Below are 26204 nucleotides of genomic sequence, written 5' to 3'. Positions count from 1 at the left end.
AGTTAAGCTATCTAGCGAGCCGACTATCTTATCATATTGATTTGAATTGTCAAGACTTTTTATAATTTGTTTCACCAGGTTAACTGCGTTATTAATGTGTAATCTACACATCTCTCACTGCCAGTCCGTCTGATGAGGGCGTATTATAGAGGGTTTAATTTTTGTGTCAACCTGTTTTATTAATGTTTTTGGACTTATTTTCCCGTAATTTAGAAAGTTGAATACTTTCAATAGGTTGGAGTTAGCTTCTTTAAAAAGGCAATAAAAGTGTGCTCTGGTTGATAGTTTTATCAGATATGTAGTGCCGTTTATTATCTTCTACCTCTTTTAAGGCACTTCTATTCATACCTTCAATATTGATATTCCTACAAACATCACTATATAGAAGGTCCATCGACAAGCTCTATATAGTTTTGCCAACATTCTATTTTGAAATGTTCGAAAATAACTTTCGCAGTTTAGAGTTTAGTTTATCTCTTATTGAGCTTAAGGCTCTATCCCTTGATATCTAGTGTTGGTAGACGGTTTTTGCTATAATCACCTTTTTATTACATTACTTATTTTTGCTGATTATCTATATTAGATAGATGACAAGGTTCTGTCTATGATGTCGGTGTTGGTTTGATACTCTTGAATAACCAATAAAACCCACAATATATAGCAGTACAAAGCAGTAGCAAGTAATGTGTCACTCTTACTATATATCACAATGATTAGATATAATTGATGCGGTCTCACGGTTATATGATTGATGGTTGCAATCATCACTGCCAACGGACCCAATAATAGGCGAATAGATTATGGTAGCGATTACTTTACCCGATGGTAGCGTGAAAAACTTCGAAGGTCATACAACAGTCATGGAAGTGGCGCAAAGTATTGGGACAGGGCTCGCTAAAGCGACAGTTGCTGGACGTGTCAATGGTCACCTAGTAGATGCGTACGATCCTATCGTCGCTGATGCCAACGTTGAAATCGTAACGCCAAAAGATGACGATGGTGTTGATATCATTCGTCACTCATGCGCTCACTTATTAGGTCATGCAGTTAAACAGCTATATCCCGATGTCAAAATGGTCATTGGTCCTGTTATTGATGATGGTTTTTATTACGATATCTTTAGTGAAACGCCATTTACGCCTGAGCACATGGAAGCTATTGAAAAGCGCATGATGGAGCTGATCAAGCAAGATTATGACGTTATTAAAAAAATGACGCCACGTGCCGAAGCAATTGAGATCTTTGAATCACGTAACGAAGACTATAAGCTAAAACTGATTAATGATATGCCAGGTGAAGAAGCCTTTGGTCTGTATCATCATCAAGAATACGTTGATATGTGTCGTGGTCCGCACGTACCGAACACTCGCTTTTTGAAAGTATTTAAACTGACCAAAATGTCAGGTGCTTATTGGCGCGGCGATGCCAAGAATGAGCAATTACAGCGTATTTATGGTACTGCTTGGGCTGATAAAAAACAGCTAAAAGCCTATATCCAGCGTATTGAAGAAGCAGAAAAACGTGACCATCGTAAAATTGGCAAAGCGCTGAACCTATTTCATATGCAAGAGCAAGCGCCAGGTATGGTGTTCTGGCATGCGAATGGTTGGACGATTTATCAAGTACTTGAGCAATATATGCGTAAAGTACAATACGACAACGGCTACGAAGAGATTAAGACACCGCAAATTGTTGATCGCAGTTTGTGGGAACGCTCAGGGCATTGGGGCAATTATGCAACCAATATGTTCACGACCTCTAGTGAAAACCGTGATTATGCAGTAAAGCCGATGAACTGCCCTTGCCACGTGCAAGTCTTTAACCAAGGTCTAAAGTCTTACCGTGACTTGCCACTACGTATGGCAGAGTTTGGTTCTTGTCATCGTAACGAGCCATCAGGTTCATTACATGGTTTGATGCGTGTACGTGGTTTTACTCAAGATGATGCGCATATCTTCTGTACGCAAGCGCAAATTCAACAAGAAGTTGCTGACTTTATTAAGCTAACGCTTGCTGTCTATGAAGATTTTGGCTTTGATAACATTATTATGAAGCTCTCTACCCGTCCTGAAAAACGTGTGGGTAGTGATGAGTCTTGGGATTTTGCAGAAAAAGCGTTAGCAGATGCGCTTGATAGCTCAGGGCTAGATTGGGATTATCTGCCTGGCGAAGGCGCTTTTTACGGTCCAAAAATTGAGTTTAGTCTAAAAGACTCGTTAGGTCGTATTTGGCAGTGCGGTACCATTCAGGTTGATCCAAACATGCCTGAGCGTCTCGATGCTGAGTTCGTCAATGAGCAAAACGATCGCGAAGTGCCTATTATGTTGCACCGTGCAATCTTAGGTTCATTTGAGCGCTTCATTGGTATTTTGATCGAAAACTATGCCGGTTGGATGCCAGTATGGCTAGCACCGCAGCAAGTTGTGGTTATGAATATCACTGATAAACAAGCTGATGCCTGCGAAAACGTGGTTAGCGAGCTTAAAAATGCAGGTTTACGCGCTATTAGCGACTTGCGTAACGAAAAGATTGGATTTAAGATACGAGAGAAAACATTAGAACGTATTCCCTATATGCTAGTATTAGGGGATAAAGAAGTGGAATCGGGCAGTGTTAACGTCCGAACTCGCGAAGGTGAGAACCTTGGCGTGATGAGTGTTTCTGAATTTATTACATTAGTACAGACCGCTGTCAGTAAAAAAGGCCGACAGACCCCAAAAACAGATGAGGAGTAATACCTATTAAACAGTCCAACCGTTTGAACATCAACGAAGATATCAACGTCAAAGAAGTCCGTCTCGTCAAAGAAGATGGCGAGCAAATGGGTGTGGTTGATATCGCAACCGCGATGAAAGCGGCACGTGATGAAAACCTAGATTTGGTTGAATTAGTTCCTGAAGCTAAGCCGCCAGTATGTAAGATCATGGATTATAAGCACTTCCTTTATGACCAAAAGCAAAAGGCTAAAGAAGCTAAGAAAAACCAAAAGCAGACTCAGCTCAAAGAGATGAAGCTACGTCCTAGTACCGAAGAAGCCGATTATCAGGTTAAACTGAGAAAAATTATCAGCTTCTTGGAAGATCAAGACAAAGTTAAAATTAGCATCCGTTTCCGCGGACGTGAAATGGCGCACCAAGACATCGGTCGCAAACAACTTGATCGTATCATTGAAGATACTGCTGATATCTCAAACGTCGAACAGTACCCTAAGATGGAAGGTCGTCAAATGGGTATGCTGCTTGGACCTACTAAGAAAAAGTAGTCTTTTATGAGATTGCTTTAAGTAGTGGCTGTTAGTCAATATAGTTATTTATAACTCTAACCATCAATATGCTACGGGATATTGATGGTTTTTTATTATCTGCCTTAACATCTGTCTTTTTAGAGGTATCTGACCAGTTATAATTGGCTGACGCTATTTTACAAAACCCACCTTCTCAACCATTTGATTACGCGGTAGTCTAAAGATCTGTTTTGTATTTGCTTCTTCGCGTTTTTAAAAAATTCTAGTCAGTGTACAACAATAATCTATATCACGACCAATAGAGTCGTTTATAAAAACACTGCTTTTATCTGACATCAAGGGAACTTTCATGCAAGAATTAACGCCACCAGAAAACGCCACAACTCCTAGTATCTCTCTCACAGCGCCTGAACCTGTCAAAGAAATACAAAAAAGTGAAGCCGATCAAATGGTTAAGTTGGATGAAAGCCAAATTCCGGAGCTGGATGCCAAAGTGGATGCGTTCGTCGATCACGTGATTACTAACTCCGTGCACAGCCCAGAATTTCAGCAAAACGTCCAATCCATTCATAATCTGGGCACCAAAGAGATTCGTGAATCCGCTCAAGTCTCTAACCGGATGCTGGAGCTACCAGCCAAAAGCCTCAATGACAGCTTGTTTGACAACTCCCCTATTGCCAAATCTTTAACCGAATTACGCGGGATCGTCGAAGATTTGGACCCAAGCAAAAAAGAGCTGACCAATTCACGTAAGCTATTCGGTCTGATTCCATTTGGCAATAAAGTGCAAGACTATTTCCGTCAGTATGAGTCAGCGCAATCGCATATCAATGCAGTAGTAACCAGTTTATATAACGGTAAAGATGAATTGCTCAAAGACAATGCAATGATTGAGCAAGAAAAAGTCAATATGTGGGAGCTGATGCAGTCTATACGCCAGTATATCTATGTTGGCAAAAAGATAGATGAGCAACTAGAGCAAAAAGTCTACGCCATAGAAGCGACTGATCCTGAGAAAGCGCGTATTATCAAAGAAGAGATGCTGTTTTATGTGCGTCAAAAAAACACTGACTTTTTAACTCAGTTGGCCGTTAACGTACAAGGTTATCTAGCGCTCGACACCATCCGTAAAAACAATCTAGAGCTGATTAAAGGGGTTGATCGAGCAACGACGACCACTGTTTCAGCACTACGTACGGCGGTGGTAGTTGCTCAAGCCATGACCAATCAAAAACTGGTACTTGATCAGATTACGGCATTGAATAAAACCACGAGTAGCTTGATTGAATCAACCTCTGCCATGCTTAAGCGTCAGTCAGGTGAGATTCATGAACAAGCAACCAGTAGTAGCATTGAGCTTGATAAACTGCAAAATGCCTTCAATAATGTCTATGACACCATGGATATGATTAGTAATTATAAAATCGAAGCATTAGAAAATATGAAACAAACGGTCAATACTTTGACCACTGAAGTCGATAAAGCACAAAAATACTTGGATAAATCAAATCAAACGACGGTGCTAGAAGTATCAAAAGAGCTAGACAGTAAAAAAATCACCAATCAATCAAGCAGTGTTGATATCGATATATGATTGATCCCAATAGCGTTCATTTAAAAATGCAACGCTTTCTGCTATTGAAGGCACATAAGGCAATTGACGCAAGATATTGCGCTGCCGTTCGTGTTAAGATAGTCACTATTAATAATTTAAAAAATAGATACGGTAATTTATGAGTTGGAATGATCCAAACGCCTCAAGTGAGGCACAAAAATACGACAACCCAATCCCTAGTCGTGAGTTGATACTCAGTACGATTGGTGAGCATGGGGAAGTCACTCACAAGCAGCTGGCGCAGATCTTTGAGATTGAAGATCCAGATCAGTTTGATGCTTTGGGCAATCGCCTAAAGGCAATGGCACGTGATGGTCAAGTCAATCGCGAAGGCCGTCCCTATCGCTATCGCACAGTCACTAAGCAAGATATCGTTACAGGCACCGTATCTGCACATCCAAAAGGCTTTGGCTTTGTGGTATTGAGTGATATGCCAGATTTATTTTTGCATGAAAAACAAATGCGCTGGGTATTCAATGGCGATACAGTAGCAGCAGTTGGCACGTCAACAGACAATCGCGGTCGTACCGAAGGCCGTATTGTGGATGTAGTCGAGCGCCGCCAGAACAACTTTATCGGTACACTTGCGCGTGATGAAGAGGGCTTTTGTGTTGAGCTTGGTAGTCCAAACAGTCATCAACCAATCACTGTCACTGATGATAATGTCCAAGCCCTCAATATCAAACAAGGCGCGCCTGTCAAAGTCGATATCATCGACTGGCCGAACCAACATGAATTTGCCACTGGCAAAATCACTGAGGTATTGTCTGATGATAACGATCGAGAGCTGATTATTGAGACCACTTTACTCAACTATGATATCCCATCAGATTTCAGTGAAGCGGCGCTCAAACAAGCTGCTGAATATCAAGAACCAACTGAGAAAGACATAAAAGGTCGCACAGATTTGCGTCATCTGCCACTCGTTACTATCGATGGTGAAGATGCTCGTGACTTTGATGATGCCGTATTTGCTGAGAAGCGCTCAGGCGGCAACTACCGCGTCGTGGTCGCAATTGCGGATGTCAGCTACTATGTCACGCCAAACTCACCACTAGATCAAGATGCTTACGAGCGCGGTACGTCTGTATACTTCCCACATCGTGTGATTCCGATGCTCCCTGAAGTCCTCTCTAATGGTCTGTGTTCATTGAACCCTAACCTTGATCGTCTATGCATGGTGGCTGATATTAAAATATCACGTGCAGGTAAGGTCACAGGATATGAGTTTTATCCATCAGTGATGCACTCACAAGCGCGTCTCACGTATAACCAAGTGAACGACTATTTTGTCAATCCGACTGATAAAAGACTTCCTAAATCATTAACGGGCAATAAAGACGTCAAAAAATCGATTGATACATTGCATCAGCTTTATGAGTTACTGCTCAAAAAACGTGAAGAACGTCATGCCATGGAGTTTGAGACGGTTGAAACCTACATCAAATTTAATGAAAAAGGCGGGATTGACGCTATATTACCGCGTACTCGCGGTGACTCTCAGAAGCTGATTGAAGAGTGTATGCTCCTCGCTAATACCTGCGCGGCAAACTTTGCACTCAAACATGAGCTGCCAGTCTTATATCGTAACCACGATAAGCCTGATAATGAAAAATCAATGCGTATTCACGAATATGCAAAAAACTTTGGCCTACCCTTCCCAGAAGAGAATCCAACGCAAGCCGATTATCAGCGTATTATTGAAGCAACCAAAGACAGACCAGATGCGATTAGCATTCATAGCATGTTGCTGCGTTCGATGATGCAGGCAAATTATGCCCCTGACAATATTGGTCACTTCGGCTTGGCTTATGATGAATATAGCCACTTTACCTCGCCGATTCGCCGTTATCCAGATCTAATGCTGCATCGTGCGATCAAAGCAAAAGTAACAAACAGCAAGCAACCTGTCATGGATTTTTCACTTGACGGCGCGGGTACACAGACGTCTGATACAGAGCGCCGTGCAGAAAAAGCATCTCGCTTTGTAGAGTCTTGGCTCAAGTGTCATTATATGACGGATCATGTCGGTGAAGAGTTCGAAGGGGTTGTGACGACCGTGACCAACTTCGGCCTATTCGTTACGTTGACTGACTTATACATTGATGGTCTAGTACATATCTCCAATGTGGGCGATGATTTCTTTGTTTATGATGAGCAGCAGCAACAGCTCATCGGCAAAGACAAGGGCACGCTCTTTGGACTTGGTGACTTGGTCAAGGTACAGGTTGCTGGCGTTAATATGGACCTACTGCAAATTGATTTTGATTTGAAAGAAAAATTGCAGTCTAGTGCCATGAATCAGACAAAAAAGCAGCCTGCCAAAAAAGAGCCGTCTAAGAAAGGTCCAGCAAAGAGAAGTAATAACCGTAGAGGATCTAGCAAAAAAAGCTAATCTGAAACTGTAGTACCATAAATAAAAAGGGCTAACGATAACGTTGGCCCTTTTTTATGCTTTGTTATTTATAGTTTTAGGTTAAATATTTTTTTACTGTGCATTACTCATCTGTTCCAAACGATCTTGCTCAGATTGCTGTGCTTGATCGATTTTATTGGTTGCATCGTCTATTATGGCTTTGGGCTGTTCGCCAAGTGGTTTGCTGGCGATATTTGCAGAGCTATTCTTAGAGCTATCTGCATCAGATACAGCTGCTGTAGGCTGTTCAGAAACAGTACTGCTAACGGCAACCTCTCTGTTTTCCTCACGACTATTGCCATTGATGATGTTAAAACCAAGCAATGCTACGATGCCGATTACGGCAAATATGATTAGATGCTTCATTTCCATAAAAAATCTCGACTTTGATTAATTACCAAATACGAGTTCCATTGCACTTTTTGTGCCTACTTTTAAACCTACTATCTCTTACTATTCTTGCGGACTATCATTATTGAGTAAATCCGTTTCATCTGAGCTTTGAGCAATCTCTTGCTCGACCTTTTCCATCAGCTTGTCATCAGGGCGAGCATCGAGGACCTCATCAGCATTACGGCCTTGCAAAATAACTTTGGCTCGCGCCTTCGCTTGCTTTTTATCTTTATCATCAACAGGATTCTCATTATCTTGATGGGTAAAAGTAGGCTCAGGCGTGGTTGAGGTAATCGTCATGTCAGATTTAGCGCTGCCCGTACTGTTCTGCATATGTTCAATGGCTTTCTCTAATTTGTCGTTAAACCGCAAACGATAAATGGGTTCAGGCAAGCTAAAGCCTTCGTTTTCTAGTGCATGTTTGGTCTCTCTGATGGTAATACTACGCGCTTTAGCAAAGTCGGTTTCTGATTGATCTACCCAAACCTGAAACTCTAGCACAATATTGGAATCACCCACATTGGTAATCACCGCGATGGCTTTGGGCTCCTCCAACACAAATGCGAGCGTATCGATCGCATCCAGTCCTACTTTGATAGCTGCTAGCGGATCATCATTCGCATCAACACCTAATTCAAAAGTAAAGCGGCGCTCGGGATTTTTAGTGTAGTTGAGAATGGTGCCTTTAAACACCTCAGCATTGGGAATACGCAGCTGGTTACCATCTAGCGTCATCAAGATCGTGGCTCGCGAAGTAAGGCGAACCACGATACCTTCTTGACCATTGATAACCACCTGATCACGGGCGCGAAATGGCTGGCGGATACTGAGCATTAGTGAGGCAATATAGTTTTCGATGGTATCCTTGACCGCAAAACCAACGGCAATACCGATGACACCTGCGCCGCCAAGCAAAGTACCTAAGATGGTTTCTGCCCCGATAAGGCTCAGTCCCAAGATCAGACCAAAGATGATAAAAATGACTTTGACGGTCTGCGATAACAACTCGGCGACAAAAGGATTGGGCGTTAAGCGCTGCCACATTCTCTTACGATTAGATAACCAACTGCCAAACCATGTGACCAATGCAAATATAACAACGCCGACCAATAGCAAAGGCAGCGCCTTCACTAAATTTTCCAGTTGCGCTTTTAGTCCTTCATAAACTGTCGAGACATTTTCTTGGACATCTAATGTGCGATTGATATTGTCATCAACGGTGACTACATCAGTCAAACGGTTGGTCAGATTGATGGCCTGCTGCGCTTTTTTTTCGTTGGCAGTCTCTCCTGCCAAGGTGACCACGCCTTGGCTCACACTGACAGTAACAGCTTGTAGGCCTTCGATTTCAGAGAAAATACCATTGATACGCTGACGTATGTCATTGTCTTTTTGCGGAGTGGGTGTGGTTTCAATTTGACCGTTATTGGTGCTCTCGCCGCTGATGACGGGGGGCTGGGCAGGTGTCGGTGATGAGGTGGCGGGGTCTGATGCTTCCTCGTCTGGCGCAGGATCACTATCAGGTGTTGCCTCTTGTGTACTTTCCACGCCAAGTACGGTTGCAATGCCAGAGAGTTCTTCACCAGCAGCATAGGTGGGCCACGTACAAACGATGCTTAACAGCAACAACATTTGACCCCACGCTTTTATAAAACGGCGTATCATTGGACGGTCAAAATAACTGGCCATAAGCATCCTTTATTTTTACGGATTTTTCTCGCTTAGCTGATTGCTGATAATTAGCTGTCTGATTTTAACCGACTAATTTTTGATTTATTTAGCTATCTAAGTAAAGCTGCGCTTCGCTCAAATTCAACGTGCCTTCATAGATGGCACGACCAGTAATAATACCTTCGATACAATCACCATAAGGCTTTAACAGCTCGATGTCTTTCATATCAGTAACGCCGCCTGATGCAATCACAGGTAATCCGCCTTCACGCGCCAAATTAACGGTTTGTTCAACATTCACGCCTTGCATCATGCCATCGCGGGCAATATCAGTATACACAATAGAAGAAACACCTACATCAGCGAAGCGCTTGGCAAGCTCGGTCGCCTTGGTATCGGTAACATTGGCCCAGCCATGAGTGGCGACCATACCGTCTTTGGCATCGATACCAACGATAATGTGTCCTGCAAATTCACGGCAAGCTTTAGCAACAAAATCCGGATCTTCAACAGCTTTTGTACCAATAATAATGTAGGTCAGACCGGCAGTAATGTATTGCTCAATAGTATTCATATTACGCACGCCGCCACCCAATTGAATAGGCAAATTAGGATAGGCTTTGGTAATATCATTGACCACTTGTCTGTGTACTGGCACGCCATCAAAAGCACCATTCAAATCGACCAAATGCAGACGGCGTGCGCCCTCATCTACCCAACGTGCAGCCATAGCGACTGGGTCATCAGAAAACACCGTATCATCTTCCATACGGCCTTGTTTTAAACGTACGCACTTACCATCTTTTAAATCAATAGCCGGGATAATGACAGGCACAGCACACATATAGCATTCCTTATAAAGCATAATATTGGCAATAAATTTAGACAATTACATTGTTGAGAATAAAACGAAATCGAAGCATCAGACCACGATAGAAAACACCACGCAAACGCGGCATAAATTATAGACAGATTCGAAAAACCAAATAAAATAGGTCAGAAATCTGCTCAAATAGAGATAGGATACAATCGAAACCAAACAATCATAACCATAAGTTGTAATATGTAGAATCGGCACCAACATTCGTTAAATTCTATTACTGACTGGCAATTTTAGGTCAATTTAGCGTATAATCCTAGGTAAATTTTTATTTGTTTCTATGTGATAGTAACCATGCGTTACGCTTTTTGTTGAGACGGTATTGCTTAATCGCACTTCATAATGCCTCAAAGACAATGAGCAATGGCTCAATATATCCGTATGATATTAACTGATATATTGCCAAAAAGGGTTATAATAGAAATCTAATCTGGTAGTCTGTATACCACCGATTCTGCAGTATAAAGCCCCATTGGATGCCGTTTAAAACCCTATTACTAGCTAACAATATAAAACAGTTATGACTAGAGTTTGGCAGCTCACAAAAATGATGTGATGCTTGCTTATCTAGGTTGTCTTTTAGCCAGTTGATCATCTACTTCAATAGATCGTTTTTAGTCACACCTCTAAAAAATTGCGTATTTTTGAATGATGCTGATTGGATAAAAGTGGCCCATCATACTGGTATTACAAGTTTTTAATTTCAATGAAACGTATGATAAGGCTGTTATTTTCAAAGTAATCTCTGTTGGCAATGTGCTTTTGGCGATTGATTTTGATTCAATAGTTTTAGCATACACCTTGGTAGCCAGTCGCCACTTTGGTAATTCGAATAAGACATTAACGTGTTGTTAAGGAGTCTAAGGTCAGCGTTAATACTCTTAATAGTAGTTATGATCATGTATTATCTTCAGAGAGCTTTCATCCTTATTTCAGTATAGAAATAGATGATTGAAGGCTTTATTGAGTGAGATAAATGTTCAAGCTACCGATGTACCAAACAGGATGTCTGGTATCGTTTTAGACTATGGACTAAGTTTTCGCTTATGATTACCATCAAAAAAGGTTTGGATTTGCCCATCACCGGTGAACCCTCCCGCGAGATATCTGAGCACCAACCGACACATGTAGCACTTATTGGCTATGATTACGTGGGCATGAAGCCTACGATGAATGTCAAAGAAGGTGACATTGTAGCCAAAGGTCAGCCCGTTTTTGAAGACAAAAAGCGTGTTGGCGTCATCTATACTGCCCCTGCTGCTGGTAAGGTCGTCGCTGTTAAACGCGGTGAGCGCCGAGTGTTTGAGAGTCTTGTAATTGAGGTCAACCCGAATGGTGAAGAAGTAGACTTTGAGCGCTATGACTCACAGCAGCTTGCTGACCTAGACTCTGAAGTCGTTGAAACCCAACTGATTGCCTCTGGCGAATGGACTGCGTTTCGCACACGTCCCTATAGCCGTGCACCCGAAATCGGCGCTCGTCCACATGCTATCTTTGTGACAGCAATGGACACCAATCCACTCGCCCTTGATCCAATGCTGGTGATCAATGAGCAGCTACAATCGTTCAATGATGGCCTAGCAGTACTCTCAACACTCACGCTCAAGACCTTTGTCTGCCACCATGGTGATGCCCAGTTGACGCCAGTTGCAAACACTGCAACGAACAATGTCACTGAGTATCATGCTTTTGCGGGTAAACATCCAGCAGGTCTTGCAGGTACGCACATTCATTTCTTGCACCCTATCAGCCGCGGCGTGACCGTATGGACGATTGGTTATCAAGATGTGATTGCGATTGGTAAGCTGTTCACAACTGGACATCTATATACACGTCGTATGCTAAGCTTGGCTGGCCCTGCGGTTACCAATCCGCATCTGATTGCAACCGAGCGTGGTGCTGATATTACGGCATTAACCAAAGGTCAACTGGCGGCAGGCGAGAACCGTATCATCTCAGGTTCAGTATTGTCTGGTCGCAGAGTATTTGACAATATCGCTTATCTTGGTCGTTTTCATAATCAGATCAGTGCACTGCCTGAAGGTCGTGAGCGTCCTGCGTTTCACTTCTTTAGCCCCGGTAAAAACCGCTTCTCAAAACTGCCTATCTATATTTCGCAGTTTTTTGGTGGCAAAAAGTACAATTTCACCACAACAAGTAATGGCTCACCACGAGCAATGGTACCGATTGGTGTCTTTGAAGAAGTCATGCCTCAAGATTATCTACCCACTCAATTGTTACGTGCTTTGATTGTCGAAGACATCATCAGTGCCACTGATTTGGGTGCACTTGAGTTGGATGAAGAAGACTTGGCACTATGCACCTTTGTATCTCCTGGCAAATATGAGTTCGGTGATATTTTGCGTGATAACTTAACGCGCATTGAGCTGGAGGGCTAACCACGATGAAATTTTTACACAATATGTTCGATCGTATGGAGCCATCCTTTACCAAAGGCGGCAAACACGAAAAGTATTATGCTATTTTTGAGATGTTTGATACGTTTCTTCGTCAGCCAGGCACCACAACGTACGCTTCATCACACGTTCGTGACGGTATCGACTTAAAGCGTATTATGATTACGGTATGGCTATGTACTTTCCCAGCAATGTTTTGGGGTATGTACAACATCGGTCATCAAGCACTAACCGCTATCGCTCAGCTCGGTCTGCAACCTGAAGGCTGGCGTACCCTCATCACTAGTATGGCAGGCTACAACCCTGACAGTATCTGGGCAAGCTTTGTTTATGGGGCCATGCAGTTTTTGCCGATTTATATCGTGACGTTTGCCGTCGGTATTCTCTGTGAGATTATCTTTGCGGTCGTCCGCGGACACGAAGTTAACGAAGGTTTCTTTGTGACGTCAGTCCTGTTTGCACTATGTTTACCACCTGATATTCCTTTATGGCAAGTTGCCCTCGGTATTATCTTTGGTGTGGTGGTCGCAAAAGAAGTGTTCGGTGGTACTGGTAAAAACTTCTTGAACCCTGCCCTATCAGGCCGTGCGTTCTTATACTTTGCCTATCCAGCCTATATGTCTGGCGACTCAGTATGGACAGCTGTAGATGGCTTCTCAGGTGCGACCCCGCTTGGGCTTGCCGCGCTTGGTGTGGTTCCTCAAGACTTTGTTGATGTCTATGGCAATGCCATCACTTGGAGTGATGCATTCTTAGGCAACATGCAAGGTAGTATCGGTGAAGTATCAACCCTGGCTATCTTGATGGGTGCTGCCGTATTGTTATGGACGCGTATCGCTTCTTGGCGCATCATGGCAGGCTGTGTGGTTGGTTTGATTGCCACTTCATTGGTGTTCAACCTGATTGGCTCTGATGACAATATGATGATGAGCTTGCCATTCTACTGGCACTTGGTTATCGGTGGTTTTGCGTTCGGTGCAGTATTCATGGCAACCGACCCCGTTTCTGCTGCCCACACCAATAAGGGCCGCTGGGCTTATGGTATCTTGATCGGTTTTATGACCGTTCTGATTCGTGTTATTAACCCAGCTTTCCCAGAAGGCATCATGCTGGCTATCTTGTTTGCCAACTTATTTGCTCCACTGTTTGATTATTTTGTGACCCAAGCAAATATCAAACGCCAAACTGCTCGGAGGGTTCGTTATGTCCAAGCCCAAAAGTAATAATGCCAAAACCATCAGTGTGGCTTTGACGCTGTGCTTGGTGTGTTCAGTATTGGTTTCAGCTGTCGCTGTTGGCCTAAAACCTGCACAAATCGAAAATGCACGCTTGGATCGCAATAAAAACATCTTGGTCGCCGCTGACATGTACAATACTGAGTCTGATACAGCAGATGATGTCGCCGAACGTTTTAAAGATTTTGATGTCAAAATCATTGATCTCAATAAAGGCAACTACCTTGATGATGATGAGTTAAAAACGGCTGGTATTCCTGACCGTAATGCTTATGACGCCAGTCAAGCGACCAAAAACCAAGCCTTAAGCGAAGACTTGGGCGACAATGATCCTGCTGGTATTGGCCGTAAACCAAAATACGCCAAAGTCTATGTCAAAGAAGATGACGCAGGCAAACCTGAACTGGTTGTATTGCCTATTCAAGGCTACGGGCTATGGGGTACGATTTATGGTTTCTTAACGCTTGAAAGTGACATGAATACCATCAAAGGTATCAGTTTTTATGAGCATAAAGAGACCCCAGGTCTTGGCGCTCGTATTGAAGAGCCAGAGTGGCGCGCACAGTGGAATGGCATCCATTCTTATGATGACAATGGCGACGTTGCTACTGGTGTGACCAAAGCGGGTAATCCAAAAGACAATTGGGTCGATGGTATCAGCGGCGCAACACTAACAAGCCGCGGCGTCAGCAACATGATTCAGTTCTGGTTAGGCGAGCAAGGCTATAAACCTTATCTAGATATGCTACGTAAAGAGAGTGGTCAGACCCTTGATGATGCAGATACGCAAGCAAATCAGTCAATGTCGGCCGCTCAACCTAACACCGAATTGGCAGCCGCGCTACCAATAGCTAATGGCAAGGAGGCATAAAATGGCTGACACTAAAAGTATTTTAACCACGCCTATCTTTGATAATAACCCCATTGCCCTACAGATTCTTGGTATCTGTTCGGCACTGGCAGTCACAACGAGTATGGCCAATGCTATGGTCATGTGTGTGGCACTCACCTTGGTGACGGCATTTTCAAGCTTCTTTATCTCTATTATTCGTAAGCAGATTCCATCGAGCATTCGTATCATCGTACAGATGACCATTATTGCTTCATTGGTTATCTTGGTAGATCAGGTCCTAAAGGCCGTCGCTTATGATGTGAGTAAAGGTCTGTCGGTATTTGTTGGCTTGATCATTACCAACTGTATCGTCATGGGCCGTGCTGAAGCATTTGCCATGAGCAACCCACCAATCCCAAGCTTCTTAGATGGTATCGGTAACGGTCTTGGTTACTCGGCAGTATTGTTATTTGTTGCGACTGTTCGTGAGCTGTTAGGCGCAGGTACTTGGTTTGGTATTACCATCCTACAACCCGTCACTGATGGCGGCTGGTATATACCAAACGGTTTATTACTGTTACCCCCATCGGCATTCTTTATCATTGGTTTGTTCATTGCCATCGTCCGTATCTGGAAGCCAGAGCAAGTAGAAGAAGCTGAGTTTGTAATGAAGCCGCAGTCTAAAGGCATGGCACATGGAGGCGGTCACTAATGGGACATTATATTAGTTTATTTATAACCTCAGTCTTTATCGAGAACATGGCACTTGCCTACTTCTTAGGCATGTGTACTTTTTTGGCCGTATCCAAAAAAGTCTCGACAGCGATTGGTCTAGGGGTTGCTGTGATTGTCGTGATGGCCATCACCGTTCCGCTAAACAATTTACTTTTCCAGTTCATCCTAAAAGATGGTGCGCTGGCTTGGGCAGGCTTTCCTGATATCAACTTGAGCTTCTTAGGGTTGCTTAGTTATATTGGTTTGATTGCTGCCACCGTACAGATTCTAGAGATGTTCTTGGACAAGTTTGTACCAAGTTTATACAACGCGCTTGGGGTATTCTTACCACTAATCACCGTAAACTGTGCCATCTTAGGTGGTGTACTATTTATGGTCGAGCGTGATTATAACTTTGGTGAATCTGTCGTCTATGGTGTGGGCGCAGGCTTCGGTTGGGCACTTGCTATTACCGCATTGGCAGGTATCCGTGAAAAGCTCAAATACTCAGACATTCCAGCGCCATTGCGCGGTCTTGGTATTACCTTTCTCACGGTTGGTCTTATGTCGCTCGGCTTTATGTCGTTCGGTGGTATGTCCATCTAAACTACTAAGCTCAAAGCTTCTATTAGCTATTTGATCTATTTAATTCATTTATTCGGTAAGGGTTCGGACACAGCATAAAAAATGTCTTCGCACCCCTACCCCATAGATTAAGGATACCTACCATGGATTACGCTACGGCGATTGGTGGCGTTGCTATGTTTACCTTGATCATCATGGGCCTCGTCGCTATTATTTTGGCGGCGCGCTCAAGACTGGTCAGTTCAGGCGATGTCACTATCCATATTAATGATAATCCCGATAATGACGTGGTGACACCAGCAGGCGGTAAACTACTGCAAACGCTAGCAGGCGAAGGTATATTTCTATCTTCAGCGTGTGGTGGCGGTGGTACCTGTGCGCAGTGTCGTTGCCGCGTTATTGAAGGTGGTGGTTCTATTTTGCCCACCGAAGAAGGCTATTTTACTCAAGGCGAGATCCGCAATCACATGCGTTTAGCCTGTCAGGTAGCTGTCAAGCAAGATATGAAAATTGAGATTGATCCTGAATTCTTTGATGTACAAAAATGGGAATGTGAGGTTATCTCAAACGATAACGTTGCGACTTTCATTAAAGAGCTGGTGCTAAAAATCCCAGAAGGCGAAGAAGTAAACTTCCGCGCTGGTGGTTATGTGCAGCTTGAAGCGCCACCGCATGAAGTACATTATAAAGACTTTGTGATTGACGAAGAGTATAGAGAAGACTGGGAAAAATTCGGTATCTTCAACTATGTCTCGAAAGTTGATGAGCCCGTTATCCGTGCTTACTCAATGGCCAACTACCCTGAAGAAAAAGGCCTCATCAAATTCAACATCCGTATCGCAAGTCCACCGCCACGTGGTCCTGACGGCATTCCACCGGGCAAAATGTCTTCATGGGTGTTTAGTCTGGTCCCTGGCGACAAAGTGACGGTTTCAGGTCCTTATGGTGAATTCTTTGCCAAGAAGACTGAAGCTGAAATGATCTTTGTCGGTGGTGGTGCTGGTATGGCTCCCATGCGCTCGCATATCTTTGATCAGCTCAAGCGCTTGAAAACAGATCGTAAGATCAGTTTCTGGTATGGTGCTCGCTCGATCCGTGAAATGTTCTATGTTGAAGATTACGATCAGCTAGAAGAAGAATTTGACAATTTTGAATGGCATGTGGCTCTGTCTGACCCATTACCAGAAGATAACTGGGAAGGTCCAACAGGCTTTATCCATAACGTGTTGCTCGAAAACTATCTGAAAGATCATCCAAACCCAGAAGACTGTGAATACTACATGTGTGGGCCACCGATGATGAACGCTGCTGTGATCGATATGCTACACAGCTTGGGCGTAGAAGACGAAAACATCATGCTTGATGATTTCGGTGGTTAAATAACCCCGCCAGATAAACTTAAAAGTGTATATAAAAAGAGTCTCAATTGAGGCTCTTTTTTTGTGTGATTTTTAGCAATCATTGTGGTTGTTGAGACTACAAATCTAACTGGTAGATCAGCATTGCTATCCTATATCATGAACGCTCTAAATATTAAGAAAGGACGCTTATGAAAACCAAATACAAAGATCTGACCATTTGGATCACGGGTGCCTCTAGTGGTATTGGGCAAGCATTGGCGATTGCCTTTGCCAAGCGTGGTGCTAGAATTATTCTCAGTGGCCGTGATAACCAAAAACTAGAATCCGTCAAGAAAAGCTGCAAGCGTGCGAATAGGCATATTGTCATTCCGTTTGATATCAGTGACGCTGCTCAAGCAAAAGCCGCCTATGACAATGCCAAAGCTCAGGCTGGAAACATTGATTGGCTCATCAATAACGCCGGTATTAGCCAGCGCTCACTCATCATGGAAACTGACGAAGACGTCGAGCGTCAGATTATGGAGGTAGATTACTTTGCTCAGACGCGACTAACCAGACTGATACTGCCTGATATGATCGCACAAGGTGGCGGCAAAATCGTCATGGTATCAAGTGTCGCAGGATTACTAGGGACACAATATCGCGGTGCTTATGGCGCAGCCAAAGCCGCATTGCATATGTGGGCAAACAGTTTACGGGCAGAGTTGCATGACGAAGGTATAGAGGTTGCGACGATATTCCCAGGATTTATTCAGACCAACATCTCTATCAATGCCTTGACAGGTGATGGCAGCGCTCAGGGCACCATGGATGAAGCAACCAGTAACGGTCTCACGGCAACTGAGTTTGCAAAGCAAGTGGTGAAGGCACTCTCAAAAGGTGAAGAATATATCGTGGTCGCTGGCAGTAAAGAAAAGCTGGCAACACGGGTCAATCGTGTCTCACCGCCCAAACTTTATAAGCTCATACGCGAGTCGCAAGTAAAATAGCTTGGTATGCATTAGATTAGTATGCATTAGATTAGTATGCATTAGATTAGTATGCATTAGATTAGTATGCAGTGGCTTGGTATGCAGTAGATTGTCACCGAACATTGCCATCATTGGTATTTGTAGGGTCAAGGGGTGTAAAATAGGCCTGACTTATTTTATACCCCAACTCATTTCTGCGTTATACCGAAGATATTATGAAAAATACAATGTACCGTTTACTTTCTAAGAAAACGATCAAAAACACGCTGTTTGGCACAATGAGCCTTACCAGCATCTTAAGCCTCAGCGCCTGCCAGCAAACACCAGACTATAATTATCTGACTGGTGAGACCATGGGAACCAGTTACCATATCAGTTATCAGTTGCCTGAAGATGTGGATGAGGCAGCCATACAGGCATCGATTGATGAGCGCCTAAAGCAAATCAATGACAGCATGTCGACCTATCAAAGCGACTCAACCATAACCAAATTCAATCAGCTGGGCAAAGGCACACCGATTGCCATTGACGCTGATTTTAGTCGGGTGCTGGATGTGTCAAAGATTGTCTACGAGCAATCTGGTGGTGCGTTTGATCCTACCGTTATGCCTTTGGTAGAGACCTGGGGTTTTGGCAGCACCATGACAGTCGAGCGTCTACAAAGTCCGCCTACAGCGCTCGAGATTGCCCAAGCAAAAGCACTGGTAGACTTTGAGAGTATTATAAAAAAAGACCAAACGATATCCAAAACTAAAGACGGCGTCGAGCTTGATTTTTCTGCCGTTGCCAAAGGGTATGGGGTTGATGTCATCGCCGATGTGCTGAGAGAGGATTATCAAATTCGCAATTATATGGTTGAGATTGGCGGTGAAATTTCGACATCTGGCGTTAACAACCAACAGCAGCCATGGCAAATTGCGATTGACGCCCCTATTGAAGGCAGCACTGTCAGCGAGCGTCAAACAATCTCTGCCATCCGTCAACCAAAAAATACGGCTAGCCAAATGCATCTGGCAACCTCTGGAAATTATCGCAACTCCGTCATATTTGATGGCAAACGCTATAGCCATACCATCGATCCGACCACTGGCAAACCTATTGCGGGCGGTGCGCCCTCAGTCACGGTAGCAGCTGATTCAGTTGCATTAGCTGATGCATGGGCGACAGCGCTGACAGCGATGCCCTATCATAAAGCACTAGATGTCGCTAAAGCTCAAAACTTGGCTGCTATGTTTGTGGTGTTGGCTGATGATGTCAAAACAGACCGTTCTGATGATAAAGGTGCTAGCGATAGCATCTCCGATGACGATATTGACGATTGGCAAGTGGTTCAAACACCTGCAATGAAAGCCCTACGTACCGATAAAAAGCCCTCATAAGACACTGGCACTGGCACTGGCACTGGCACTGGCACTGGCACTGGCACTGGCACTGGCACTGGCACTGGCACTGGCACTGGCACTGGCACTGGCACTGGCACAAGAGAATACGATAACGCGCAACGAGCAACACCAAAATTTGCTATACTATTAGTTAGTTGCCATTAAAAGTACATCATTAACAGCAACTGCCCCACTTTTGACAATGAGGTTTCCTCTATGCTTAGCCAATTGCTTCCTATGCTTGCCATTACCTTTACAGTGTTTATCCTATTTTTCGTTTTTATGGGCATCGGTTATATGGTCAAAAAAAAGCCGCTCAAAGGCTCTTGTGGTGGTGTTGCCAAATTGATGGGTGATGAGCAGTGCTCATTTTGTGGCGATGATCCCAACAAGTGCGACTCATTGATGGCAGAACAACAAGAAAACGCGTTAAGAGCTGCCCAACTCGGCAAATCTGTGTAAAAACTCATTGGTTACCATACGCGGGTAGTATTTACCTAACATCTGTTCGTATAATAGCGTCAAATCATTCAAAGTGACTTGGCGCTATTTTATATCTTCATCTCTTATTATTCCTATTTAGACACTCTCTATTTAGATACTTTCTATTTGAAAAATTGGCTAGCAAACATATCTGTTTTGCCCTCTGCAAATTTTTAGTTCTGTTTGACGTTATTGATTACCGTTTAGGTACGTGTCTGAGTAAATGATCTTTGGTGTTGTTTTACAAGCGACGATTTTTCGGCGCTGTCTTATAACGTGTCCTTTTTCCCTGTTATCGTTGTGCTGCTATGTCTACCTCATCCAATCTGCCTTCATCACGTTTCACCTTTTGGTTAGTATTATGCGCCATGATTCTGCTGGCAACCAACATGCGCGCTCCCATCGTTGCGCTGGGCGCTATCGCGCCAGTGGTGAAAGAAGCACTCAATATCTCGGAGATACAGATTGGCTGGTTGGGCGCTGTGCCGATGCTGGGTTTTGCCCTTGGGGCGCTGATCTCACCAGCCATTGGCAAGCGTTTTGGACTTGAAAATACGCTGATTGCCATGATCGCGCTATTAACCACTGGCATGATTCTGCGTACCGTTATCCCGACGTGGACTGGGTTTTTAATCGGTACTTTATTGCTGACTCTAGCCATTGGCTTTGCTAATACACTGGCCGCGCCTGTCATCAAGCAACGTACTCCGCAACATATTCCGCTGATTACGGGTTTGTTTAGTTTAACAATGACGGTGACCGCTGGGATAGTCTCAGGCATCGTCCTCCCTTTGTCTGAGCAAGTAGGCTGGCAGTGGGCGTTGGGTGGTTGGACGGTTTTAGGTATTTTTGCGTTATTGATTTGGTTATTTTTGCGTGTGCGTTTGGGCTCATCCAACCACCAACCCGTCCTCTCAACCGACTCAGATGCCTTTGATATCTCTATTTGGCGAACGACGTTTGCTTGGCAAATTGCTGTCTTTATGGGGCTACAATCATTACTGTTTTATACCGTTGCCAGTTTTTTGCCCTCTATTTTGGTCAGCAAAGGATTATCAGCGGTGAGCGCTGGACAAATGGGTTCTGTGTTTCAGTTTATGGCACCCATCTCTATTTTGAGTCTGACATGGCTGATTAATCGTGGTCGTCCTATTCAGGCGCTCGCTGTGTGTGCCGCTGTGCTCAACGTCATTGGCGTATTGGGTATCAGCTATCTGTCCACTGAGTTGGCGTGGCTATGGTCAGCCATGATGGGAATTGGTTGTTCAGCGATTTTTACCTTGAGTATGATGCTATTCTCATTGCGGACGTATACCACCAATCAATCAAGCGAGCTGTCTGGTATGGCACAAGCGGTGGGTTATTTAATTGCGTTTTTTGGCCCACTCGGTACAGGCTGGCTCCATGAAGCGACTGATAGCTGGAGTCTTCCGCTTTTTATCATGCTGGTACTGATGATTGCAAACGTGGCAATTGCTTGGCTCGTCAGTCGTCCAGTGATGGTCGATGGCAAATACATTTGATATTAGCTTATCAAAATATCTACATACTGCTTTCTATAAGTCCTTGATTTCTAAAGCGCAATAAAGCTGTCTTGAAATTAACCTTAGGGCAATATTGGTGGCTGTCTTATTTTGCTATAGTCAGTGCAAGATGATTTAAATCTTGAGCTGACTCTACATCAGCTTGATTGCTTATAGGACATAACACCCATGCTAAATACCCCTTCTCGGCTCGCTCAGCGCCTGCCTGCTATTGCCATGCTCGCTGCTGTCATGGCGATCAGTGGTTGTCAAAAAGAGACTGAGCCGACCACACCGAGTCAACCGACTGACACCCAACGCTCAGATACTGAAATGACAGCCAACCAAGCCAATACAACGTCCGTAGACGCCAATGCTGATGCACCCACCGATATGCAAGTCAACGACGCCCCAATCACTATTTTAGCGCTTGGCGACTCACTGACGGAAGGTCTTGGGGTGGATAAAAATGATAACTACCCTGCGCAGTTAGAAGATCGTCTGCAAGCAATGGGTTATAAGAATACCGAAGTGATCAACTCAGGGCTGAGCGGTGAAACCAGCACGGGTCTGGTCAATCGCTTAGATTGGGTATTACAAACCAAACCTGATGTGACGATTTTGACCATTGGGGCTAACGACGCCATACGCGGTATCGACGTGGCGACGATTGAAGCCAATATTCGTACGGCTGTTAAACGTTTGCAAGACAATGGCAGTGTCGTCATCTTGGGCGGGATGTCGATCTATGATAACTTGGGCGATGACTACGTTGCCGCGTTCTCAGACATTTATCCTCGCGTCGCGAAAGACATGAACGTAACGCTTATTCCGTTCTTCTTAGAGGGTGTTGGCGGTGAGGCTGAGCTCAACCAAGCAGATGCCATTCACCCAACCAAAGAAGGATACACGATCATCGTCAATGACAATATCTTACCTATCTTAGAGCCCACGCTACAAGAAGTCACAGCAGCCGAAACCTCTCAGGCCGACACAACCAAAAATATGACAAACGAGTCCACTTAACGAGATACTGTAATGACATCACCTTCGACTGCCACATCAATACCGCCAGTAGATACTGAAAAATCTGCCCTACTCACCGCCTCCCAGTTAAACAAAACTGTGCAAGTCGGTGAGCAAAAATTGTCTATCATTAAGGACGTCGATATATACGTCAACGCTGGCGAGTTTGTGGTCATTATGGGCAAATCAGGCTCGGGTAAATCGACCTTACTAGGATTGCTCGCAGCACTAGACTATCCCGATAGTGGTACGGTGTCGCTGGCAGATCAAACGCTCAGCAGTCTTGATGAAGACTCACTTGCGGTCATTCGTCAACAGGACATGGGTTTTGTCTTTCAGTCATTTCATCTACTGCCGACCCTAACTGTCGCCGAAAACATCGCCTTTCCTCTTGATATTGCAAGGCGTCCAAACCCAGAACGAGTCAACGAGCTGATTGATGCGGTTGATTTGGGTCATCGCCGTCACAGCTTACCCAATCAGTTATCTGGTGGTGAGCAGCAGCGTACAGCGGTGGCACGAGCGCTAGTATCGCATCCAAAAATTGTCTTTGCCGATGAGCCGACAGGGAACCTCGATGAGCAAAATGCCGATCAAGTCATGCAGTTATTATTGGACTTACGCCAGCAAGTTGGCTCGGCACTGGTGGTCGTGACTCACGATCCTGCGCTTGCCGAGATGGCAGATCGCGTCATTACCATGCATGACGGCCGGATTGTACCGACATGAATAAAAAGCTGACAGACAACACATCAACTGATATAAAAAAGACTGATACCAGTATGCGTCAAGAGACCAGTTATTCTAGCGGTATCCTCAATCAACTTTTCACCAAAACACTAGGCTCGCAAGCACTCAGCCGTAGTTGGTGGCAGCGCTGGGTGTATCCAGTGTTGTTTCTACTCACATTGACCTTGTCACTTGCAACCTACCTGACCCTCGACTCTGTGCAGCAGTCTGTCGATAGCTACATCAATGACAATCAGCGCGCACTCGTTGGTGGGGATTTGATCTTAAACAGTAAGCAAGACTGGCCAAGCGAGGTATTGGCGCAAGTAGAAACGATTCCCGATACGCAGATCGTATATGATTATCAGTTTAGCGCCATGCTCGTCACCGATGAGCAAACTTTGCTTGCCAGCGTCAAAGCCGTCACACCGTCTTACCCTTTGTACGGTACTGCTGAGCTTGCCTCAGGAAAGCCGCTATGGGATCAGCTGACGTCTGACAGTGTCATCGTCGCCCCAGAAGTGCTCAGTAGCCTAAATGCTAGTGTCGGCGACCGTATCGACATTGGCGATGCGCAGTTTACGATCAGTGATGTGCTGACCAAAGAGCCTGACCGTCCGCTGACCGCCTTTGGTTTTGGTGGGCGAGTCTTGATGAAACAAGATGCGTTAGAGGCGACCAATCTACTCGGTCAGCGCAGCCGCATCAATTACCGTATCGAGATAGCCGGTGATCCTGAACTGATAAGCACGCAGCGCAAAAAGCTCACAGGCATACTGACCAGTTATCCTGATATCGAGCTCTCTGATGCCGAGTCAGCAGATACTTCCGTCTCACGTATCTCTGATAATGTATTGATGTTTTTAAAGCTACTGGTCATTGCCGTACTGCTACTCTCTGCGGTCGCCATGTACGGCGTCATTAGCGCGTTCGTCAGCAAGCAGCAGTCCAATAATGCCATTCGTTTGGCGCTCGGCGAGCCGCTTGGTTCACTCAAACGTAGCTATTATCAATTGCTTATCGTCACGACTGTCATTGCTTGTATTGCCGCGATTGTCCTTAGTCTGGGCTTGCTTAAAATTGGTCAGCCGTATCTCGCGGCTATCTTACCTGCTGACGTGGGTCTATCTATCAATCCAATTAGCGCGATTAAGACCATTGTGATTGCCTTAGCCCTCACGTTGCTGATTGCGCAGCGTGGTTTAAGCGCGCTTAACACCACCAAACCCGCGACCCTACTCAATCAAGGGGCAAGCACGCAGTCGCAAAACTTGCCTTGGTATCGACGCGTGCCATTACTGTGGTATGGCTTGGTGATGACAGGGCTGTATGCCTTCTTTGCTTATGAAGTGGGCTCATTGTCATTAGGCGCGCAGCTATTGGGCGGCTTGATCGGCTTTGTGGCGATATTTTGGCTACTGGCGCGTGGGTGGCTATGGCTGCTTAATAAGTTGGCGAGCAATGCCAAGGTCAGTTGGATGCAGCGTATCGCCATTCATAATCTGGCGCGCAAGGGCAATCAATCCGCATTATTCTTCGTCACGCTATCGCTATCGGTTGCGGTGCTGACGCTCATCACCACACTCAATCACAGTATCAATGCGCAGTTTATCAATGCCTATCCTGAAGACGCGCCCAATCTGTTTTTGCTGGATGTGCAGAGCGATCAGCATGACGATATTGATGCGATCATTGAGGCGCCTGTCACCTATTACCCCGTCATTCGCGCGCGTGTAGAGACAGCCAATGACGTACCGGCAAAAGATATCGAGCCTGAGGATGGCTTTGATGACCCTACGCGGGTGTTTAACTTAAGCTACGCCGATACGGTCATGGATACCGAATACATCACTGAATCACTCACAGACGATGCGCTATATACCCCTATCGATGATGCCGATCAGCAAGTCAACCCCCTATCTATCTTGGACACTGCCGCCAGTATGCTCAATGTCGGCATGGGCGATCAGGTGCGCTTTAACATTCAAGGTATCGAAATCGTCGGGCAGATCACCAGTATTCGTACGCGCTATGAGCGCGGTCCAAGCCCGTATTTTTACTTCTTGTTTGAGCCGTCTGTACTGTCCGCTGCCCCGCAGATTCAGTTTGCCACCGCGCACGTATCAGAAGATACGATTCCAGAGCTACAAGGCAAACTGGTACGCCAGTTCCCTGCGGTCACGACCATCGATGGCACGGCTATTGCCAAGCAAATTCAAGAGCTGGTGGTACAAATGAGCCGCTTGGTCTATGTGTTCACCTTGCTTGCCCTACTCACTGGGGTCATGGTGCTGATCAGCTCGCTGCTGTCTACCTCGCAAGATCGTATGAAGGACAGCGCGTCATTTAGACTGCTCGGTATGCAAAAGCGTGACTTGTATATGCTCAATATATTAGAGCTGGGTGTGCTTGGTATTAGCGCGGCGACCTTTGCCGTTGTTATCGCCAGCGTTGGCGCATGGGCGGCCATCACGCAATGGTTTAATCTACAGTTTAGTGTGCCGTGGACAAGTCTGGCTATTGGCGGTGCGGCGTTAATCGTATTGCTGTTTGCTATTGCCATTATTTATGTGAGACTGGTGATTGGACGCGGGATTATGGCAAGGGTAAGGGCGATGATTTAATGGTTATAGCGAATTCTTAAGGAATATTAAATCATTCTATTTGATTTTGGATTTGCAAAGGAAAAATCCCCTAATGGGGATTTTTGAAACCTTATTAGATATC

21 protein-coding genes are annotated in these 26204 nt (G+C 44.8%); 17 read left to right on the top strand and 4 right to left on the bottom strand.

Annotated elements, in window-relative coordinates:
• Nucleotides 1-800: 800 nt before the first annotated feature.
• The 4 genes from thrS to rnr all read left to right on the top strand — a co-directional run bounded on the left by thrS (nucleotide 801) and on the right by rnr (nucleotide 7254).
• Complete coding sequence (thrS, locus tag AC58CZ_RS09930; RefSeq protein WP_494224137.1) at nucleotides 801-2735, top strand: threonine--tRNA ligase; 1935 nt, start codon at nucleotides 801-803, stop codon at nucleotides 2733-2735.
• A gap of 23 nt (nucleotides 2736-2758) precedes the next feature.
• Nucleotides 2759-3262, top strand: coding sequence for a translation initiation factor IF-3 (gene infC / locus AC58CZ_RS09925; RefSeq protein ID WP_058025272.1), 504 nt, complete (start codon nucleotides 2759-2761; stop codon nucleotides 3260-3262).
• Between the two features lie 331 nt (nucleotides 3263-3593).
• Nucleotides 3594-4838 (top strand): toxic anion resistance protein, encoded by a 1245-nt coding sequence (locus tag AC58CZ_RS09920; protein WP_075107221.1) that lies wholly within the window; start codon nucleotides 3594-3596, stop codon nucleotides 4836-4838.
• A gap of 139 nt (nucleotides 4839-4977) precedes the next feature.
• Nucleotides 4978-7254 carry a ribonuclease R gene (gene rnr, locus AC58CZ_RS09915; RefSeq protein WP_494224138.1) on the top strand — a complete coding sequence of 759 codons (2277 nt, stop codon included), beginning with the start codon at nucleotides 4978-4980 and terminating at the stop codon, nucleotides 7252-7254.
• Between the two features lie 93 nt (nucleotides 7255-7347).
• On the opposite strand, the gene AC58CZ_RS09910 is transcribed toward rnr, so the two are convergent.
• From AC58CZ_RS09910 to hisA, 3 genes are all read right to left on the bottom strand, one after another.
• A complete protein-coding gene (locus tag AC58CZ_RS09910; protein WP_494224139.1) occupies nucleotides 7348-7647 on the bottom strand; it encodes a hypothetical protein in 300 nt (99 codons plus the stop codon).
• A gap of 81 nt (nucleotides 7648-7728) precedes the next feature.
• Entirely contained in the window at nucleotides 7729-9357 is a 1629-nt protein-coding gene (locus tag AC58CZ_RS09905) for a mechanosensitive ion channel domain-containing protein (protein WP_494224140.1), read from the bottom strand.
• Between the two features lie 88 nt (nucleotides 9358-9445).
• Complete coding sequence (hisA, locus tag AC58CZ_RS09900) at nucleotides 9446-10183, bottom strand: 1-(5-phosphoribosyl)-5-[(5-phosphoribosylamino)methylideneamino]imidazole-4-carboxamide isomerase (RefSeq protein ID WP_075107225.1); 738 nt, start codon at nucleotides 10181-10183, stop codon at nucleotides 9446-9448.
• A 1082-nt stretch (nucleotides 10184-11265) separates the two neighbouring features.
• Here hisA and AC58CZ_RS09895 point away from each other — a divergent pair.
• The 8 genes from AC58CZ_RS09895 (at nucleotide 11266) to AC58CZ_RS09860 (ending at nucleotide 19713) form a co-directional block, all read left to right on the top strand.
• The gene (locus AC58CZ_RS09895) at nucleotides 11266-12618 is read left to right on the top strand and encodes a Na(+)-translocating NADH-quinone reductase subunit A (RefSeq protein ID WP_494224141.1); all 1353 of its coding nucleotides are present in this window, start codon (nucleotides 11266-11268) and stop codon (nucleotides 12616-12618) included.
• A gap of 5 nt (nucleotides 12619-12623) precedes the next feature.
• Entirely contained in the window at nucleotides 12624-13859 is a 1236-nt protein-coding gene (locus AC58CZ_RS09890; protein ID WP_494224142.1) for an NADH:ubiquinone reductase (Na(+)-transporting) subunit B, read from the top strand.
• Nucleotides 13840-14742, top strand: coding sequence for a Na(+)-translocating NADH-quinone reductase subunit C (locus AC58CZ_RS09885; protein WP_494224143.1), 903 nt, complete (start codon nucleotides 13840-13842; stop codon nucleotides 14740-14742). The genes AC58CZ_RS09890 and AC58CZ_RS09885 overlap by 20 nt, the downstream gene beginning before the upstream one ends.
• Nucleotide 14743: 1 nt before the next feature.
• Entirely contained in the window at nucleotides 14744-15415 is a 672-nt protein-coding gene (locus tag AC58CZ_RS09880) for an NADH:ubiquinone reductase (Na(+)-transporting) subunit D (protein ID WP_301450270.1), read from the top strand.
• Nucleotides 15415-16023, top strand: a complete 609-nt coding sequence (gene nqrE, locus AC58CZ_RS09875; RefSeq protein WP_058025262.1) for an NADH:ubiquinone reductase (Na(+)-transporting) subunit E — start codon at nucleotides 15415-15417, stop codon at nucleotides 16021-16023. The genes AC58CZ_RS09880 and nqrE overlap by 1 nt, the downstream gene beginning before the upstream one ends.
• Nucleotides 16024-16145: 122 nt before the next feature.
• A complete protein-coding gene (gene nqrF, locus AC58CZ_RS09870) occupies nucleotides 16146-17381 on the top strand; it encodes an NADH:ubiquinone reductase (Na(+)-transporting) subunit F (protein WP_058025261.1) in 1236 nt (411 codons plus the stop codon).
• A 170-nt stretch (nucleotides 17382-17551) separates the two neighbouring features.
• Complete coding sequence (locus AC58CZ_RS09865; protein WP_423726468.1) at nucleotides 17552-18352, top strand: SDR family oxidoreductase; 801 nt, start codon at nucleotides 17552-17554, stop codon at nucleotides 18350-18352.
• Between the two features lie 260 nt (nucleotides 18353-18612).
• Complete coding sequence (locus AC58CZ_RS09860) at nucleotides 18613-19713, top strand: FAD:protein FMN transferase (protein ID WP_494224314.1); 1101 nt, start codon at nucleotides 18613-18615, stop codon at nucleotides 19711-19713.
• Here the strand turns inward: AC58CZ_RS09860 and AC58CZ_RS09855 are convergent.
• Complete coding sequence (locus AC58CZ_RS09855) at nucleotides 19708-19836, bottom strand: hypothetical protein (RefSeq protein ID WP_497413147.1); 129 nt, start codon at nucleotides 19834-19836, stop codon at nucleotides 19708-19710. The genes AC58CZ_RS09860 and AC58CZ_RS09855 overlap by 6 nt on opposite strands.
• A 96-nt stretch (nucleotides 19837-19932) precedes the next feature.
• Between AC58CZ_RS09855 and nqrM the strand changes: the two genes are divergently transcribed.
• The 5 genes from nqrM (at nucleotide 19933) to AC58CZ_RS09830 (ending at nucleotide 26101) form a co-directional block, all read left to right on the top strand.
• On the top strand, nucleotides 19933-20178 hold the full coding sequence (gene nqrM / locus AC58CZ_RS09850; protein WP_058025258.1) for a (Na+)-NQR maturation NqrM: 246 nt from the start codon (nucleotides 19933-19935) through the stop codon (nucleotides 20176-20178).
• 329 nt (nucleotides 20179-20507) lie between these two features.
• Nucleotides 20508-21722 carry an MFS transporter gene (locus tag AC58CZ_RS09845; RefSeq protein WP_494224144.1) on the top strand — a complete coding sequence of 405 codons (1215 nt, stop codon included), beginning with the start codon at nucleotides 20508-20510 and terminating at the stop codon, nucleotides 21720-21722.
• Between the two features lie 189 nt (nucleotides 21723-21911).
• Nucleotides 21912-22748, top strand: a complete 837-nt coding sequence (locus tag AC58CZ_RS09840; protein ID WP_494224145.1) for a GDSL-type esterase/lipase family protein — start codon at nucleotides 21912-21914, stop codon at nucleotides 22746-22748.
• Between the two features lie 12 nt (nucleotides 22749-22760).
• Complete coding sequence (locus tag AC58CZ_RS09835) at nucleotides 22761-23477, top strand: ATP-binding cassette domain-containing protein (protein ID WP_494224146.1); 717 nt, start codon at nucleotides 22761-22763, stop codon at nucleotides 23475-23477.
• The gene (locus AC58CZ_RS09830; RefSeq protein ID WP_494224147.1) at nucleotides 23474-26101 is read left to right on the top strand and encodes an FtsX-like permease family protein; all 2628 of its coding nucleotides are present in this window, start codon (nucleotides 23474-23476) and stop codon (nucleotides 26099-26101) included. Before AC58CZ_RS09835 ends, AC58CZ_RS09830 begins: the two co-directional genes overlap by 4 nt.
• Nucleotides 26102-26204 lie beyond the last annotated feature (103 nt).

The organism is Psychrobacter sp. CR212, assembly GCF_059693765.1.
This window is presented reverse-complemented; position numbering and strand designations above follow the sequence as displayed.